General features: G+C 37.9%; 14 protein-coding genes. 5 read left to right on the top strand and 9 right to left on the bottom strand.

Annotation, left to right across the window (positions count from 1 at the left end; translation table 11 throughout):
• Nucleotides 1-22: 22 nt before the first annotated feature.
• A complete protein-coding gene (locus tag DJ533_RS03625; RefSeq protein WP_065993283.1) occupies nt 23-1,387 on the bottom strand; it encodes an MFS transporter in 1,365 nt (454 codons plus the stop codon).
• A gap of 137 nt (nt 1,388-1,524) precedes the next feature.
• The gene (locus DJ533_RS03620; RefSeq protein ID WP_065993282.1) at nt 1,525-2,607 is read right to left on the bottom strand and encodes a DUF475 domain-containing protein; all 1,083 of its coding nucleotides are present in this window, start codon (nt 2,605-2,607) and stop codon (nt 1,525-1,527) included.
• A 224-nt stretch (nt 2,608-2,831) separates the two neighbouring features.
• On the opposite strand from DJ533_RS03620, the gene tenA reads away from it, so the two are divergent.
• Nucleotides 2,832-3,506 (top strand): thiaminase II, encoded by a 675-nt coding sequence (tenA, locus tag DJ533_RS03615; RefSeq protein WP_065993281.1) that lies wholly within the window; start codon nt 2,832-2,834, stop codon nt 3,504-3,506.
• Between the two features lie 366 nt (nt 3,507-3,872).
• Nucleotides 3,873-6,704, top strand: a complete 2,832-nt coding sequence (gene uvrA, locus DJ533_RS03610; RefSeq protein WP_065993280.1) for an excinuclease ABC subunit UvrA — start codon at nt 3,873-3,875, stop codon at nt 6,702-6,704.
• Nucleotides 6,705-6,779: 75 nt separating this feature from the next.
• Here the strand turns inward: uvrA and DJ533_RS03605 are convergent, their stop codons facing one another.
• The 3 genes from DJ533_RS03605 to blaOXA all read right to left on the bottom strand — a co-directional run bounded on the left by DJ533_RS03605 (nt 6,780) and on the right by blaOXA (nt 10,594).
• Nucleotides 6,780-7,457 carry a hypothetical protein gene (locus tag DJ533_RS03605; RefSeq protein WP_065993279.1) on the bottom strand — a complete coding sequence of 226 codons (678 nt, stop codon included), beginning with the start codon at nt 7,455-7,457 and terminating at the stop codon, nt 6,780-6,782.
• A gap of 218 nt (nt 7,458-7,675) precedes the next feature.
• Nucleotides 7,676-9,379, bottom strand: a complete 1,704-nt coding sequence (locus tag DJ533_RS03600) for a GGDEF domain-containing protein (RefSeq protein WP_065993278.1) — start codon at nt 9,377-9,379, stop codon at nt 7,676-7,678.
• Between the two features lie 363 nt (nt 9,380-9,742).
• Nucleotides 9,743-10,594, bottom strand: coding sequence for a class D beta-lactamase (blaOXA, locus tag DJ533_RS03595; protein WP_065993277.1), 852 nt, complete (start codon nt 10,592-10,594; stop codon nt 9,743-9,745).
• 987 nt (nt 10,595-11,581) lie between these two features.
• On the opposite strand from blaOXA, the gene omp33-36 reads away from it, so the two are divergent.
• The 3 genes from omp33-36 (at nt 11,582) to DJ533_RS03580 (ending at nt 13,955) form a co-directional block, all read left to right on the top strand.
• The gene (omp33-36, locus tag DJ533_RS03590) at nt 11,582-12,454 is read left to right on the top strand and encodes a porin Omp33-36 (RefSeq protein ID WP_065993276.1); all 873 of its coding nucleotides are present in this window, start codon (nt 11,582-11,584) and stop codon (nt 12,452-12,454) included.
• Nucleotides 12,455-12,617: 163 nt separating this feature from the next.
• A complete protein-coding gene (locus DJ533_RS03585) occupies nt 12,618-13,166 on the top strand; it encodes a glutathione peroxidase (protein WP_065993275.1) in 549 nt (182 codons plus the stop codon).
• 165 nt (nt 13,167-13,331) lie between these two features.
• A complete protein-coding gene (locus tag DJ533_RS03580; protein ID WP_065993274.1) occupies nt 13,332-13,955 on the top strand; it encodes a hypothetical protein in 624 nt (207 codons plus the stop codon).
• A 91-nt stretch (nt 13,956-14,046) separates the two neighbouring features.
• Here DJ533_RS03580 and DJ533_RS03575 read toward each other — a convergent pair whose 3' ends face one another.
• From DJ533_RS03575 to atpG, 4 genes are all read right to left on the bottom strand, one after another.
• Nucleotides 14,047-14,334, bottom strand: a complete 288-nt coding sequence (locus DJ533_RS03575; protein WP_065993273.1) for a hypothetical protein — start codon at nt 14,332-14,334, stop codon at nt 14,047-14,049.
• 213 nt (nt 14,335-14,547) lie between these two features.
• The gene (locus DJ533_RS03570) at nt 14,548-14,967 is read right to left on the bottom strand and encodes a F0F1 ATP synthase subunit epsilon (RefSeq protein WP_065993272.1); all 420 of its coding nucleotides are present in this window, start codon (nt 14,965-14,967) and stop codon (nt 14,548-14,550) included.
• 26 nt (nt 14,968-14,993) lie between these two features.
• Nucleotides 14,994-16,388 carry a F0F1 ATP synthase subunit beta gene (atpD, locus tag DJ533_RS03565; protein WP_065993271.1) on the bottom strand — a complete coding sequence of 465 codons (1,395 nt, stop codon included), beginning with the start codon at nt 16,386-16,388 and terminating at the stop codon, nt 14,994-14,996.
• Between the two features lie 26 nt (nt 16,389-16,414).
• Complete coding sequence (gene atpG / locus DJ533_RS03560; RefSeq protein ID WP_065993270.1) at nt 16,415-17,284, bottom strand: F0F1 ATP synthase subunit gamma; 870 nt, start codon at nt 17,282-17,284, stop codon at nt 16,415-16,417.
• Between the last annotated feature and the right edge of the window lie 54 nt (nt 17,285-17,338).

Raw genomic sequence — 17,338 nt, 5'->3', positions numbered from 1 at the left:
TTTTACTTTATAAGAGTTATGTTTAAATGGCTACCTCTTTACCAAACAAGTGCGTTAAATGTTGTCGCCCAGCATCATCGATTTGCTGTTTATCAACCTTTATATATGCCACTTGTTGGTCAGACATCACCACGACCTCTTCAATACCACGAATTGCCAGTAATTGAGAAGTCCAATCATCGGTTTGTTTATCCTCGGGTAGACGCAAAACGATTGAGGTCAAATAACGAGGCTGTGCCAAACCGAAACTGATTAGCAGCCAAATTATAGCAATAGCGGTTAAGACACTCCAACCCATCGCAGTATTATTTAACAAAATCAGTTGACCACCCAAAGTTCCCCCAAAAAATGCGCCTAAGAACTGCCCACTGGCATTTACACCCATGGCAGTTGCTTTAGATTGGATCGGTGCAGCTTTAGAAAGCCAAGATGGCAATAGTGCTTCCATGACATTAAAAGCAATGAAAAATAAGCCTAAGCCCAATAAAAGAATATATTTAGATTCGTAACCAAAAATTAAAATCGTTAAACCTGCAATAATCCCTGCAATTGCAGTCAGGAAAATACCCCGCATTTTGCGATACTTTTCAGCCAAAATAATGCTTGGAAACGCAAAGAATAAACTCACAACCAACAATGGCAAATATACAACCCCATGTTTTGATAAAGGAATATTCGCAAAATCAATTAACTGCGAAGGGATGTACACAAACATTGCTGTAAGTAATAAATGTAATGAAAATACAGAAACATGCAAACGATTTAAATCGCCCATTTTCAAAACTTGTTTAAGTTGTTTGATATAGCCCTGTTTAAAATTTTTATGATGGCGTGTGGTTTTAGGCACTAAGAATAAAGTCAAAATCGCCAACAATCCCATCAAGGTCGTGACCCAAAATAAACCTGAAATCCCTACTAATGTCGTGAGCCAAGGTCCTAAACTAAAAGCAATTGTAAAAGATAAACCAATACTCATGCCCATCACTGCCATGGCTTTGGTTCGGTTTTCCTCACGGGTCACATCTGCAAGCAGTGCCATGACCACTGCCGACACAGCCCCTGCTCCTGCAATCGCACGTCCGATGATCACACCATAGATCGTTTCTGACATGGCAGCCACTGCGCCACCTAAGGCAAAGAGTAATAAACCAAAGACAATAAGTGGCTTACGACTAAAACGGTCTGCCCAAAGGCTAAAAGGAATTTGTAAAAGTGCTTGACTTAAACCATACACTCCCACCGCCAAACCGATCAATGTTGGCGTAGCATATTGATATGACTGTCCTGCGATAGCAAAGACAGGAATGATCATGAATAACCCCAACATGCGTAAGGCAAAAATACTACTTAATGCAAAAGTGGAACGACGCTCTATGGAATTCATCATATCAATAAACTTTTCAAAACTTTTTTCACTTTATTTGTGCCCTATCATCGCATATTGCCACCAGTTTGTGGGAGTTCTACGCATAAAAAAGGACGTATAAATACGCCCTCATGATATTCACTTTTCTTAAAAAAGCATTAATGCTGTGCAATCCGTTTATTGTATTGAATCGATGCAATCACCGCCCACACAATAAATGCCACCCCAATCAAACCAGTCACTACTTCAGGTACATGCACCCCTGTACCACTGGCAATCATAATAAATGCCAATGCACCAATTGCATAATGTGCACCGTGTTCAAGATAGATATATGCATCTAAAGTACCTTTTTCAACCAAATAAATGGTCATCGAACGTACGAACATTGCTCCGATTGCAAGACCAAGCATGATGATCACGACATCTGAAGTAATTGCAAATGCACCAATGACTCCATCAAAACTAAAGGAAGCATCTAAAACTTCAAGATAAATAAAACCACCAATCCCTGCTTTGATTGCACCCGTTGGTGCGCCAGAAGCATCATGACCAATCGCATTCCCATTTTCGTCGACTTCAGGCTCACCACCAAGTAAATGACTCAGTACTTGGACGCCGATATAAATCACGATGCCCCAAATCCCAGCCATCGTCACCACAAGGCGTTTTGCCTCTTCAACATTGGCAGCCATGATCAATAAAGCAATCAACGCTAAAAATACTGACATCGCAGGCACATTGGCCAAGTTGGCTAAACGTGCTTCAAGCCATTTAAACCAATGTGTATCTTTGCCTTCATCTAAGAAGAAATTCAGAAAAACCAACAATAAAAATGCACCACCAAAGGCAGCAATCTCAGCATGATGAGCAATCAAACGTGCTGAATAATTTTTCGGATCATTGAGTGCCATATTCACCACCTCCATCATGCCCATGTCTGCTGTTGCAGCCACGATCACAATCGGGAAGATTAAACGCATCCCAAAGACAGCAACCAAAATACCAACGGTTAAGAAAATCATTTTCCAAAAATGATCCCAACCACGCAAAACCGAAGCATTAACGACAGCATTGTCAAACGAAAGTGAAACTTCCATCACCGCTAAAATTGCAGTAATGGTTAATGCCGTGAACATTGTCTTTATGCCAGCTTCTGGACCATGGTGAAAACCCCAGTACGCAGAAATAGCCAGACACACGACCGTAAAAATGATTGAGAAACCAAAATGTTTCCACATGATAAATCGACCTATGAATAATTTTTTATCTACTGATAAATGAAGAGTACTTAAAGTAGGTTTAAGCGAGATAAGCTAATTATGACAAGTTTTATCTAGGATACTTAAATTCTTGGTATGATTTTTTTAAATGCTCTCTTTGATTTAAACGGTTTTTCAGGTCGTAAATTTTTAATTTTTTGTTATATTTAAATTATTATTTATAAACAATTTGGAATCATTACATGTCATTTTCTCAAGATGTTTGGCAGCGTAATCACGCACTTTATCAAAAAACCTTGGCACTGCCTTTTAACCAAGAACTCGCAGCAGGTACTCTAGACAAAGCCGCTTTTTGTCACTATGTCATTCAAGATGCACATTATTTAGTGGCGTATGGTCGTGCTTTGGCCGTGTGTGGTGCGAAAGCATTTGATGCCGATGATATTATTCAGTTTACTCAAGGTGCCAAAGAAGCCATTGTGGTTGAGCGTAGTTTGCATGATGGTTTTATGCAAGATTTTGGTATCAGCAAAAATGATTTTGAAAATACGCCTTTGACTTTGGCGTGTCACCATTACACTTCATTTTTAACGGCAACCGCTTGGTCTGAAAGCTATCCTGTGGTTTTAGCTTCTCTTTTACCTTGTTTTTGGATTTATGCTGAAGTCGGTAAAGATATTGTCAATACTTCTGTACCAAACAATCCTTACCAAGCATGGGTCGATACTTATTCAGGTGAAGAGTTTAATGAAGCAGTAAAAAATGTTTTGCTCACTATTGACCGTATTGCAGCACGTTGTGATGCCGACACCATTGAAAAAATGCATCAAGCCTATACCAAAGGTGCTGAACTTGAATATTTGTTTTGGGATGGCGCTTATCATCAAAGACAATGGTTAAGTTTGGATGAAAAATAATTAAAAACTTATTTAAAAGCATTTCATGTTAAATGGAATGCTTTGTTAAATACAACTCCTAAGCCAATCTCAACTTTTACTTGAGATTTCAAGCTATAAAAATGAATTTCCTCATGAAAAAATTTTGATAAAACGCATGTATTCAACTTCATAAATATTTGATATTTAAATTTTAAATCTGCAAAATAGAAAGATACGCTTTGAGTTACCTGACCTTATTTTCACTAAAACTCCTCGACTTTAAAAAACAGCATTCACAGATACGACTGACATAATTTGTCGTTTAAAAACTATTTTTTACAGCTTGAACAAATTTAAATCGCTATCATATATACCCTACATTTGCACAATTCCGAGAAAGTCTTTATGAGCCAAAGTCATATCCGTATTCGAGGCGCACGTACCCATAATTTAAAAAATGTGAACCTTGATATTCCACGAGACAAGTTTGTGGTGATTACGGGGCTTTCAGGTTCAGGTAAATCATCTCTGGCTTTTGATACCTTATATGCTGAAGGTCAACGTCGTTATGTTGAATCGTTGTCTGCTTATGCGCGCCAGTTTTTATCACAAATGGAAAAACCTGAAGTTGATTCGATTGAAGGTTTAAGTCCAGCCATTGCCATCGAACAAAAATCAACCAGTCATAACCCACGTTCAACTGTGGGAACAATCACGGAAATTTACGATTATTTACGTCTACTTTATGCCCGTGTCGGTACACCGTATTGCCCTGAGCATGATCTGCCAATGGTGGCGCAGACGATTTCGGAAATGGTCGATGCGGTTAAAACCTTAGAGGAAGGCACAGCGTTAATGTTGCTTGCACCCGTTGTTCGTGAGCGTAAAGGCGAATACAGTAACCTCTTTGAGCAATTACAAAGTCAAGGTTTTGTACGTGCTCGTGTCGATGGTGAAGTGATCGATATTGACACACCGCCAGAACTGGATAAAAAGAAAAAACATACCATTGAAGTCGTAGTAGATCGTTTTAAAGTACGTGATGACTTAGGTAATCGTATTGCTGAAAGCTTTGAAACAGCTCTGCGTTTAGGGGGGGATATTGCGATTTTATCGTGGATGAAAGGTGAACAACCTGATCGTATATTTTCAGCAAAACATTCATGTCCTGAATGTGACCGCGCTGTTGCCGAGCTAGAACCACGTCTATTTTCATTTAACAATCCATTTGGTGCTTGCCCTGTCTGTGATGGTTTAGGTACACGTAGTCATTTTAGTGCAGAAAAATTAATTCCAAATCCTGAAGTTTCTGTCAGTCAAGGTGCGATTCGGGGTTGGGACAGACAACGTCCGTATTATTATTCAATGATTCAAAAAGTAGCGGATCATTTTGGTTTTTCTTTGGATACGCCATGGAATGAACTCGATGCCGATACCAAAAAGAAATTTCTCTATGGGACAGGCAAGGAAAAAATTGACCTCAGTTATGTCGATGAGCGTGGTCGCAAACATAATCGAGTGCAGCCCTTTGAAGGAATTTTGCCGCATTTAGAACGTCGTTATCGTGAAACAGAGTCAAATTATGTCCGTGATGACTTGGCGCAATATTTATCCAATGCTGCCTGCGATGCCTGTGGAGGTTCACGCCTGAATGAAATTTCACGTCATGTCCGTGTCAAAGACAAAACCATTGCCGAAATTACCAAAATGTCGATTGGGGATGCGGAAAGCTATTATCAAGATTTAAATCTTGAAGGGGCTAAAGGTGAAATCGCCGATAAGATTTTTAAAGAAATTCGTGAGCGTTTGCATTTCCTTGTTTCTGTGGGTTTAAACTATTTAAGCCTGTCACGTTCTGCGGAAACCTTATCAGGTGGTGAAGCACAGCGTATTCGTCTAGCTTCGCAAATCGGTGCAGGTTTGATGGGCGTGATGTACGTCCTCGATGAACCCTCGATTGGTTTGCATCAACGTGATAATGATCGTTTGCTTGAAACCCTCGTGCGTTTACGTGACCTCGGCAATACGGTATTGGTCGTTGAGCATGATGAAGATGCGATCCGTGCAGCAGACCATATTATTGATATCGGTCCAGGTGCAGGTGTGCATGGGGGTCATGTGATCGCTGAAGGTACTTATGATGAATTGGCTGCGAATCAAGACTCATTAACAGGACAGTACTTATCTGGAAAATTAAAAATCGAAGTGCCGAAAGCCCGTGTGCAGCCTCCAAAACCTGAAGAGCGAATCAAACTGATGGGTGCAGCAGGTCATAATCTGAAAAATGTCGATTTGACGATTCCTTTGGGTGTGATGACCTGTGTTACAGGCGTGTCAGGTTCTGGTAAATCAACCTTAATTAACCGTACTTTATTGCCTTTGGCTGCAACCCAACTTAACGGTGCAACAACCTTAACGGCTGAAAAATTTGACTCGATTGACGGCTTACAATTCCTCGATAAAGTTGTCGATATTGACCAAAGCCCGATTGGTCGTACCCCACGCTCTAACCCTGCAACCTATACAGGTTTGTTTACCCCAATCCGTGAACTCTTTGCACAAACCCCTGAAGCCAAAGCACGTGGTTATGCTGCTGGTCGCTTCTCCTTTAACGTGAAAGGTGGTCGCTGTGAAGCCTGTGAAGGTGATGGCATGATCAAGGTTGCGATGCACTTCTTGCCTGATATGTATGTGCCTTGTGATGCATGTCATGGCAAGCGTTATAACCGTGAAACTTTAGAAGTTGGCTATAAAGGCAAAAATATTTCTGATGTGTTGGAAATGACCGTTGAAGATGCGATGCATTTCTTTGATGCAATTCCTGTGATTCATCGTCGTTTGGAAACTTTAAACCAAGTAGGTTTAGGCTATATCCGTTTGGGGCAATCTGCCACCACACTTTCAGGGGGTGAAGCACAACGTGTCAAACTCGCGCGTGAACTTGCTAAACGTGATACGGGTAGAACTTTGTATGTACTGGATGAGCCAACCACAGGCTTGCATTTCCATGATATTGCGAAACTTTTGGATATTCTTCATGAACTCCGTAATAAGGGTAATACCATCGTGGTGATTGAGCATAATTTGGATGTGATTAAAACTGCGGATTGGGTGATTGATCTCGGTCCTGAAGGTGGTGCAGGTGGTGGTCAGATTATTGCGGAAGGCACACCTGAAGACGTAGCGAAGTCGAAAGTTTCACATACAGCGAAGTTTTTAAAACCGATGTTGAAATAAGAATCTCTCCCCTAGCCCCTCTTTTAAAAGAGGGGAATTCCATCTTTTTCAAATGAGGGTTGCGGAGGATTTAATTTAAAATTGAAAATTAAGCTGTTTTTTATTTACGATGTTCTTAGTATGCTTTTCTTTAAATTTTCTCCAAGTCCTAAGTTGGTCTGATTCTATTTCTATATTTTGATCATCGAAAAGTGATCTTTGAATGGTATAAATTCTCTGAAAAACCCTACCACTTTCATAAAACCATGAATATGACATATTCATAGAATATGCTGTTTGCATACGAGAGGTATAAAAACTATGTGAGAGTTTTAAAAAAGCTGCAATTTTTGAATATCCTAACTGCCTAATTTGCTGATTAAAATTTTGCTCATATTCTTGGTTTTGTTCTAATTGTTCAAGTTTCTTTAATGGCTCTAAAGTTTCATCTGCAAATAGCGTTTTAAGTACAGGGTGTTCCTTTTCTTCAAAAGAATTGCGATGATAGGGCTGATCAATTTGTACTGCATATTTTATATTCTTCTCCGTATATTTCACTAATTTTTTATCTATTACGCCATATAAATACTTCCAATCATTTTCATCCTGACTATTAAAAATAGCACCATTCTTCCATTGATGACATGCAAATAACCAAGCCTCATTTATTACATCATCAATCTCTAATTCTCCTGAACGATTTGCAATATTTTTCCACAATGATCGACGCTTTTGAATTTCAGTATGAAGGTGTAACTGATATTTTTCATCCATATTATTGATGTTATTTCTTAATTTCTTACTTTTTAACAATCCAATTTTTAAAAATGATGAAATTTAATATTTTAAAAGCTTTTAGTTATAAGATTAAGCTGTTTTTTAAATTCAATCACAGAATATATAAAAGATTATTAATGCAGCATTTTAATCTTAAATATTTAGCAATACGGTAATTAGTTGTGAACAATAGATTATTTCAATCTCCACCCCTCTCACCCATGCACCACATTTTTACCTTGTGCTTTTGCACGAAATAAAGACTGATCTGCTTGCATAAACAACTCATTCCATGAGCTCGCCCCCACAGCAACACCAAGACTCACCGAGATATGAATACTTTTATCTGTATCAGGAATAGAAATTTTTAAAGCGGCAATAGCAAAACGGATCTGCTCAGCAAGTGTAAGCAATTGCGCCAAAGGCTGCCCTTGAACCAATACTAAAAATTCATCACCACCAAAACGCACAATCAAATCTGCATTTTTTACACTGCGTTGAACAGTATTTGCCACTTGTTCAATCACACAATCCCCAACAATATGCCCATAGTGATCATTTACCGTTTTAAAATTATCAATATCCACCATAATCAAACCTAATTGTAAGAACTGGCTCGGATTGATTGCCATCGTATCGAGATAATTTTCCAATGCTAAACGATTGGATACACCTGTTAAGCTGTCTGTATTTGCCATATTTTTCAGTTGAAATTCAAATTCGGCACGCTGATTTAACATATTACTCAATCGATCAACAGCTTCATTCAATGAATGTGATGTCATTAATTTTTGTTCTTTCTCTGTATCAATATCATAATGTTGAATCAGCTCTAAAATTTTGTCACGTGCATGAATCAAAGGAGAGAATACTCTTTTTTGTGCATAAATCATGGTAAATAATGCAGCAAATAAAGAAATCATAGAAATCAAACTCACCAAAATTAATTTTTGCTGCGCTTTAAATGCTTGTTTTTGTGCAACCTCAATACTTTGATTTAATAAATATTTTTGTAAATCTATAACAGTCGAAAATTTATCCGAAACAGCATAACTCAATTCCACACCAGTCAAATGATAAGATACTCCCCTGTTATTTTCATCGATCAACTGAATAATGATCGGAATCCCTTGATCAATAAACTGTGTTTTAACCAATTGATAACGCTGCTCAAATTCAGGAGTTTTATAATTTTCAAACTGGATGGCATTGACCAAATACCACAAATAATTCACCTGTTTTTGAGTCTGCAACGCTTGAGCAATATTATTACTGGGCAAAGGTTGTTGATAGGATACATACGCCATAATATTCGATGCCACTCTTCCCGCCTGATCTCTCAAATCAGCCAAAACTAAAGTCAACGTATAATAATTTGCTACATCACCTTGTTTATTTTTCGCCTGCATCACCACATTTTTCAATAGACTGTATGCCTGATCCCAAGCACTAAACATGCTTTGAATCGCATGATCATAATCATGTGCATTACGCTGATTTTGTTGCATTGATAAATATTGATCTACCGCTTGACGACCTTGGATCAAACTTGGCACTACATGTAACTTGAGTTCGTCAGCCAATGTGGTTGCGCCAGTTCTTTGGAAAGTATTTAAAGTAAATTCGATTTGACTATCCACAGTCTGACGATATTTAACTAATTCCTGAATATTTTTTTGCTTATCCTTAGCCGCACTTGACATCGCAACATTAGAAGGTCCTCGCTCACGCGATATTTTATTGGCTAAATCAGCTACAATACTTAAGCTATTGATTTCCATTAATGTTCTTTGAGTTTTTTGATATTCAAAAAAACTATTGATAATCAGCGGAATCGAAATAGATAAAAACGAGATGATAATGATGAGCATCGACAGCATTAATCGCTTCGTTATTTGTTCAGAACGCCGATTGAACATTGAGAAACTGCTTTCCTTTAAGTAAAAAGATGGAGAAATGCTGTCAAAAACTGAGCAATATGCCGATGCTTAATGTAAAACATATTTAAATATTATGAAATACTTAACAAAACTCAGAATAAACGATTTAAAGGATAATATTTTTGCATAAAAGATAGTTTTATTAAGATACATTAAACAATTATCGATTTTTCAAATCTTAATAATCAAAATTCTCTGTTTTACATATATCAAAAAACCAAATATATTAATCATATTAAATTGATAACTTATTTTTATCTATATCGCGCTGTAAGTTTCTTGTTATACCTTTTCAGCCCAGTCACCTCTATCGACTGGGCATTTTTTTGCCTATGCTTTTATCTATCTTAAGTAACTATAGATATTTAACTTATCCAAAACGTCCAAAGTCAGTTGTTTTCGCTCTGTCGCATCATCGCCTTTTTTCATTTGCATATTTAAGGAAAATGCTGTGATTTTTCCATGACCATTATCCACCCAACCTGTATACCAACCGACTTGTGGTTTAACATCCATCCCCCAACCACTTTTGGCATAGAGTTTTAAATCGCCACGTTGCTCAATTAAAAGCATTTGTTTTACCTGTTGTTGTACTTTTATATCAAAGGGCAATTGTTCTGTCGCTAAACGATACACAAATTCTGCTTCTTGTTGTGGTGTGATTTTTAAAGGACCTTTGAGCCAAAATTGCTCTACTTGTGTACCAATCTCAGCATTACCAAAACCAATACGTTTAACTTCGCTTTGCATTAGCTCTAAACCAATACGTTTGGCTAATTCTTGATAAACAGGTACAGCGGAAGCTTGCATTGCTTGTGCCAAAGTCAAGTCTTTTTCCCAACTCGAAAATGCACGTTTCTGACCTTCCCATTTAAAGACCTCAGTGATACTGACTTTTTCATGTTGTAAGCCAATCAATGCATTTAATATTTTGAAAGTAGATGCAGGAATAAATGCTGTATTGGCTCGGCTTAAATCATTACCCACCTGTTTAAACTGCTGTCCATCATAAAGCACCACAACCGCTTGTGTTTGAGCTTGATCAAATAAATGCGGAATCTCTTGCGCTCTCGTATGATTTTGATAATGCGAGGTTACTCTAAGGTCTGATGACTTCTCTATTAAGCTTTGATTTGTACATGCAGTACTGAAGATTATTAGAGTCAGAATAGCAATTTGATTGATACAACGCATTATGCTTCCATCACTTTGGTGTATATCGGCATCATAGTGGCATACATTTCAAAGAATGTAGCGTTTTATAAAATAGGATGTAAGAAAATATTTACAAGTGCAACAATTAAGTGCATAATGCACTCCATTAGGGCGATTTAGAAATATTCCTCAGCAGAATTTCTAAATTTTCCGAAGATTTTGGCGAAAAATCCCAATTTTGATAAGAAGTTGGGATTTTTTTTGTCCAAATAAAATGATAGTGTTTTTTATTTGCACCAAAATAGAGCAATAAAAATTTAAATAATTTATCCCTTTAATTTCTAAATCTAGATTGTGCTATTTATTAACTTAAAGTTTAAAATGAACATCATTATTTATATTTTTTAAATATTAATTTACTCAATATTTAAACAAAAAAAGCCCAATCTTGGGGAAAATTGGGCATTAAAAAGTAAAACATGGAGAAATTAATCAAATCTGTCATATAAATTTGATATAAGAATTATGTAAAAAATAATCAATAAAGTAAAGCCGATTGTTTTAGTATGAATTGAAATGTATCACAACTGAAATTAAAATTATGTTGAATATCACACTATATTTTTCATATGTTCATTTTTCATTCATCTTGTCATTTTATTGCAAAAAACAGGCTTTAAATTTACAAATAAATATATTTATAAATATTTTAACAACTGATTTAAACAAAACCAAAATAATCAATTATTTCAATTAAATTTTAAAAATCAATCTATAAAAACAATTAAAATATGAAAGTAATTTGACTACTTTCAGCCTATATTCTGTGGATTTACATAGTTTAGTTAATTGTTCTGATTGATATTTTTACTCGGTTGACTTTAACTCAATCATTTGATTGTTTTTTAATCTCTAGCACTTTCACTTGTTCAAATCAAATATAATATCTTTATACATCATTGACTTAATATATTGTTACAATACAATGCAGCAAGTTTATCCCCATTTCAACAACTGGAAATGATTATGAAAAAACTCGGTTTAGCCACTGCTTTACTATTAGCCATGACCGGTGCTCAAGCGTATCAATTTGAAGTTCAAGGTCAATCTGAATACATCGATACAACTGTAAATGACAAAGATTTTACAGGTGGTATTCAAGCGACTGTTTACCTAAAAGATGTTGACGCTTCAAAAGGTCCATTGGCTGAAGCTGCATTTTTAAACCAGGCTTCTAACGTTTCGCTTGCTTATAACTATGGCGAAGTGGGTTCAAATGGTGTGGACATCATCGCACATAATTTTGGTGCTAAAGCGGAAGCATATCTTCCAACAAAATTTGTACCCGTTTATGCAAGTGCTGCTTATAGCCACACGATTTTAGACAGCAAAAATCAAAATCGTACTGACGACAATGGTGACCGTTATGCCTTAGAAGTTGGTGCGCTTGCGACTAAAAACTTCTTGGTAGCTGTGGGTTATACAAGTGTTGCAGATCAAACTGCGCTTGATGCATTCAATGTCATGAGCAATGGTGTTGCAAAAGCTGTTGCAGAAGCAGCTACTATTGGTGAAGACCAAGATGCTTTAACTGCACGTACTAAATATGTAGGCAACATCGATGGTACCAATATGGCAGTTGGTTTTGAAACAGGTATCGTTTATGGTGATGATACTGCGTATCAATTAAAAACTGATTTATATTTGAACCCGCAGTTAAGTGTGGGTGCATCTTATGCAGAATCTAGCTTTGACGCTACACCTGATTCGGCTTGGGGCGCAAACGTAAATTATTTCATCACACCTGCAATTGCAGTGGGTGCAAGCTACGTAAATGCAAACTCTAAAGCTGCGAATGACACCCAAACTGTTGGTGTGAATGCAAAATTCCGTTTCTAAGAATGAGTCTTTCATAGAGTTAATTCTGAAAAAAGCAGATCATTAGATCTGCTTTTTTTTGTCTTAAATTGTATGATTCTAATCATTAGATCTTGCTGAAATTGAGAATAATCGCTACAACATTACAGCATGATATTTTTGAAAATAAATTTAGGACAACCACATGAGCGTATCTGTTTACGATATTCCTGTCAAAACCATTCACGGTGAAGATGTCACCTTAAACCAATACCAAGGCAAAGTCCTTTTATTGGTCAATGTTGCATCGAAATGTGGATTAACACCACAATACGAAGGTTTAGAAAAACTCTATCAAGATAAAAAACAGCAAGGTTTGGAGATTCTAGGCTTCCCTGCCAACAATTTCTTAGCACAAGAGCCGGGCACAAATGAGGAGATTCAACAGTTTTGCGCACTAACCTACGATGTACATTTTCCACTTTTTACCAAAATCTCAGTGGCAGGGGATGACAAACACCCACTATACGACACCTTGATTCACGCTATTCCTGAACGTATCGGGGAAGGTCCATGGTGGAAAGACTTGGTGGACTATGGTTTAACGCCAAATCCAAAACCAGAAGTATTGTGGAACTTTGAAAAATTCTTAGTCAATAAACATGGTGAAATCGTGGCACGTTTCGCCCCAGATATTACCGCCGATGACCCACGTATTGTACAAGCCATCGAAGCGGAACTTGCTAAAGCATAATTACTCGCATACTCAAAAAGATGACTACGGTCATCTTTTTATCCACTTAAAATACTAAAAATATAAATAGAGTAATCAACTGTTATTCATTTGCAACAATCCTATCTTTATCCATAATTCAGTTTTATATTGAAAATCATAAGATTATTGTTGGATTTGGATGTTATGAAAAAGCTACTTCAAGGTGCTTTGCTTCCGTTTATTATTTTTAGCTCAGGCATGCTTCTACTTGGCTGTAATCAAGCTGCTGAACCACAACAACATACTGAACCGTTTGAACAAGCTGAAACCTCACAAAATAAATCCAATCAAAATACCACCTTAGCAACAGAAGTTGAAACCGAAGCTACACAAGTCCAAAATAATCAAAATTTAAAAAGTGGCAATATGTTTTATATTGCACGTGATGTTGCCGATGTTCAGCTTAAAACAGGAACATACATCGAGAAATTACAACAAGCACAAACTGACTTACAGACTGCAATCAATAACAAAGACCAACAACAGCTACAAGAAACAGCCAAAAGTTTAAGTCGCGAGTTACAAGGTTTTAATACTGCATTGATTTCTTTGGATTTAAAAAGTCAAGAAATCGACAATATGCGTCAACAAGTCTTATCAGCGAATAAACAAGTTTTAAACTCTGCACTGTTAAATGGTGAAGTTGATTTTACAAAAATTGATTTTGATAAAATCGAAAAACAAATGGGAACAATCCAATCTGAAATGATCAAACTGGCAGGGATGATGATTCCTAAAGGTGGGTCTACAGACAGTCAAAATAGTTAATTTTCATCACCTCCAAATTAATTTTCTTTTAAATAGGATATTCGCTGCAATGCTGAATATCCTGTTTTCATAATATTTTTAAATTCTAAACTTAGTTTTGTGCTTTAAACGCTTGTTGCATTGCTTGTTGAATCTGTTCAGAAACCTCACGTTGTTCTAAAAATGAAAAATCACCACGATAGCTTTGTTGAACGATTTCTTGTGCAAAATCTTCTAAAAATTGTCGTCCATTTTCTTGATACAACAACTCATCTTTCGCATCTAAATGAATATACCAGCAGGACACCACCGAGCTCATGTCGATGGCAATAGCAAAATAATACTGTGCATCATCCTGATACAATTCCCAAAATTGTGCTTGTTGTTCAATCAATTTCATCATAATCTATTTTACTTTTAGACTTTCTTCTAAAATACGTGTAAACGTCTCAGCGTCCAATGCAACTTTAGCGGTACAACTTTGACATTTTCAAGTGAGATTGTCTTTATGATTTGAAGCATGTTTAAAAAATGACTCAGCAATTACAGAAAGATTTTCTATAAACCATAAAAAACCGCCCTTTCGGACGGTTCTTTAATCTCAAACCAACAATTACATTGCACGGTTTTTGATTTTGCGGATGGTTTCCAACTGTGCAGCAGTTTCTGCAAGTGCAGCCAAAGCAGCAGCTGAGTCCAAGTCGCTCTTTTGATTTGCAAGCAATTGTTCAGCATTTTTACGTGCTTCAATAATTGCCGCTTCATCTAAGTTTTCAGCACGGACAGCAGTATCTGCTAGAACCGTAACCACATGCGGTTGAACTTCAAGTACACCACCAGATACATAGATTAACTCTTCTGTACCGTTCTCAAGCAGAACGCGAATTGCACCCGGCTTAAGCAAAGTCACTAGCGGTGCATGACCAGGCATAATACCTAACTCACCACCAGCACCTTTTGCGATTAGCATTGTTACAGTGCCTGAGTACAAAGACTCTTTTACACTTACAACGTCACATTGCATCGTAGACATGAGAATCTCCTAAATTAGGGAACTAATTAAAGTTTCTCAGCTTTAGCAATCACTTCGTCAATACCACCAACCATGTAGAACGCTTGTTCTGGGATGTGATCGTATTCACCAGCTAAAAGACCTTTAAAGCCACGAATCGTTTCTTTAAGTGGTACAAGTTTACCAGGTGCACCAGTAAACACTTCAGCTACGTGGAACGGTTGAGAGAAGAAACGTTGGATCTTACGTGCACGGTATACAGTAAGTTTGTCTTCTTCTGACAATTCGTCCATACCAAGAATTGCGATAATGTCTTTCAATTCTTTATAACGTTGAAGAACGTTTTGAACTGAACGTGCGATTTCGTAATGCTCAGTACCTACAACTAAAGGATCTAACTGACGTGAAGTTGAGTCAAGTGGATCGATCGCAGGGTAAATACCTTGAGAAGCGATATCACGGCTCAATACTACAGTCGCATCTAAGTGAGCGAATGTTGTCGCTGGAGATGGATCCGTTAAGTCATCGGCTGGTACATATACCGCTTGGATAGATGTAATAGAACCAGACTTAGTTGAAGTAATACGTTCTTGAAGAACACCCATTTCTTCTGCAAGTGTTGGTTGGTAACCTACTGCAGATGGCATACGACCTAGAAGTGCTGATACTTCAGTACCCGCTAGTGTATAACGATAGATGTTGTCAACGAATAATAATACGTCACGACCTTTACCGTTTTCATCTTTTTGATCACGGAAATACTCAGCCATGGTCAAACCAGTTAACGCTACACGTAAACGGTTACCAGGTGGCTCGTTCATCTGACCGTAGACCATTGCTACTTTGTCAAGAACGTTAGAGTCTTTCATCTCGTGATAGAAGTCATTCCCTTCACGAGTACGCTCACCAACACCAGCGAATACAGATAAACCTGAGTGCGCTTTTGCGATGTTGTTGATCAACTCCATCATATTTACGGTTTTACCAACACCCGCACCACCGAATAAACCAACTTTACCACCTTTCGCAAACGGGCAAAGTAAGTCGATGACTTTAATACCAGTTTCTAAAAGGTCAGTAGACGCAGCTTGTTCAGCATAAGAAGGTGCTTGACGGTGAATCGGTAAACGATCTTCAGTTGCAACTGGACCAGCTTCATCGATTGGGCGACCCAGAACGTCCATGATACGACCTAAACACGCAGTACCTACAGGTACAGAAATCGGTGCACCAGTACTTGTTACGTTTAGACCACGTTTAAGACCTTCAGTAGATCCCATTGCAATAGTACGAACTACGCCATCACCAAGTTGTTGCTGAACTTCTAACGTAGTTTCAGTACCGTCAACGTGGAGAGCGTCATAGATCTTAGGAACGCTATTGCGTTCAAACTCGACGTCGATAACCGCGCCGATGATCTGAATGATACGACCGCTACTCATTGCTGTCTCCTCAATTCAAAATAATGTTAAACGGCAGCGGCACCACCAACGATCTCAGAAATTTCCTGAGTAATCGCGGCTTGACGCAGCTTGTTATAAATGAGTTGTAGGCTCTTGATAAGCTCACCTGCGTTATCCGTTGCAGCTTTCATTGCTACCATACGTGCAGATTGCTCACATGCGATGTTTTCAATCACACCTTGATACACCATCGACTCGATGTAACGAACCAATAAACCATTTAAAAGCTCTTCAGCTTCTGGTTCATAGAGATAATCCCAACCGTATTGACGGTTTAGATCCTCACTTGTATCAGCCGCAGCCAAAGGAACAAGTTGTTCGATCTTTTGATTTTGAGTCATGGCATTGACAAAGCCGTTTGACACTAGATAAATACGATCTAATTCGCCTTTATCAAACGCGTCTAACATCACCTGTACAGAACCAGTTAACTGTTCAAGACTTGGAGCATCACCAACTTGTGTTGTCGCACCAAGTACCTTACCGCCGTAGTTTTTAAAAAACGCAACCGCTTTTTGACCAATCAAAGCAAATTGAACTTCAATTGACTGCTCTTGTTGCTCTTGGACGTGTTTGACCACTTTTTTGAACAAGTTAATGTTCAAACCACCAGCAAGACCACGATCTGAAGACACAATGATATAGCCAACGCGTTTTACAGGACGTTCAACCATATAACGATGTTTATATTCAGGATTCGCTTGTACCAAATGAGCAATTACACGGTGCATATTTTCGGCATACGGACGGCCCTGAGCCATGCGCTCTTGCGCACGACGCATCTTAGAAGCTGCTACCATTTGCATCGCGCGAGTAATTTTCTGCGTGCTCTTGATACTAGCTACTTTGGCGCGAATTTCTTTTAAATTTGCCATACGCTTAACCTAGTATTCGAAAGCCCTTTCGAGCTTCCGAAGGTTGATCCGTGA

This window comes from Acinetobacter defluvii (assembly GCF_001704615.3).
In the GTDB taxonomy this organism is placed as follows: domain Bacteria; phylum Pseudomonadota; class Gammaproteobacteria; order Pseudomonadales; family Moraxellaceae; genus Acinetobacter; species Acinetobacter defluvii.
This window is presented reverse-complemented; position numbering and strand designations above follow the sequence as displayed.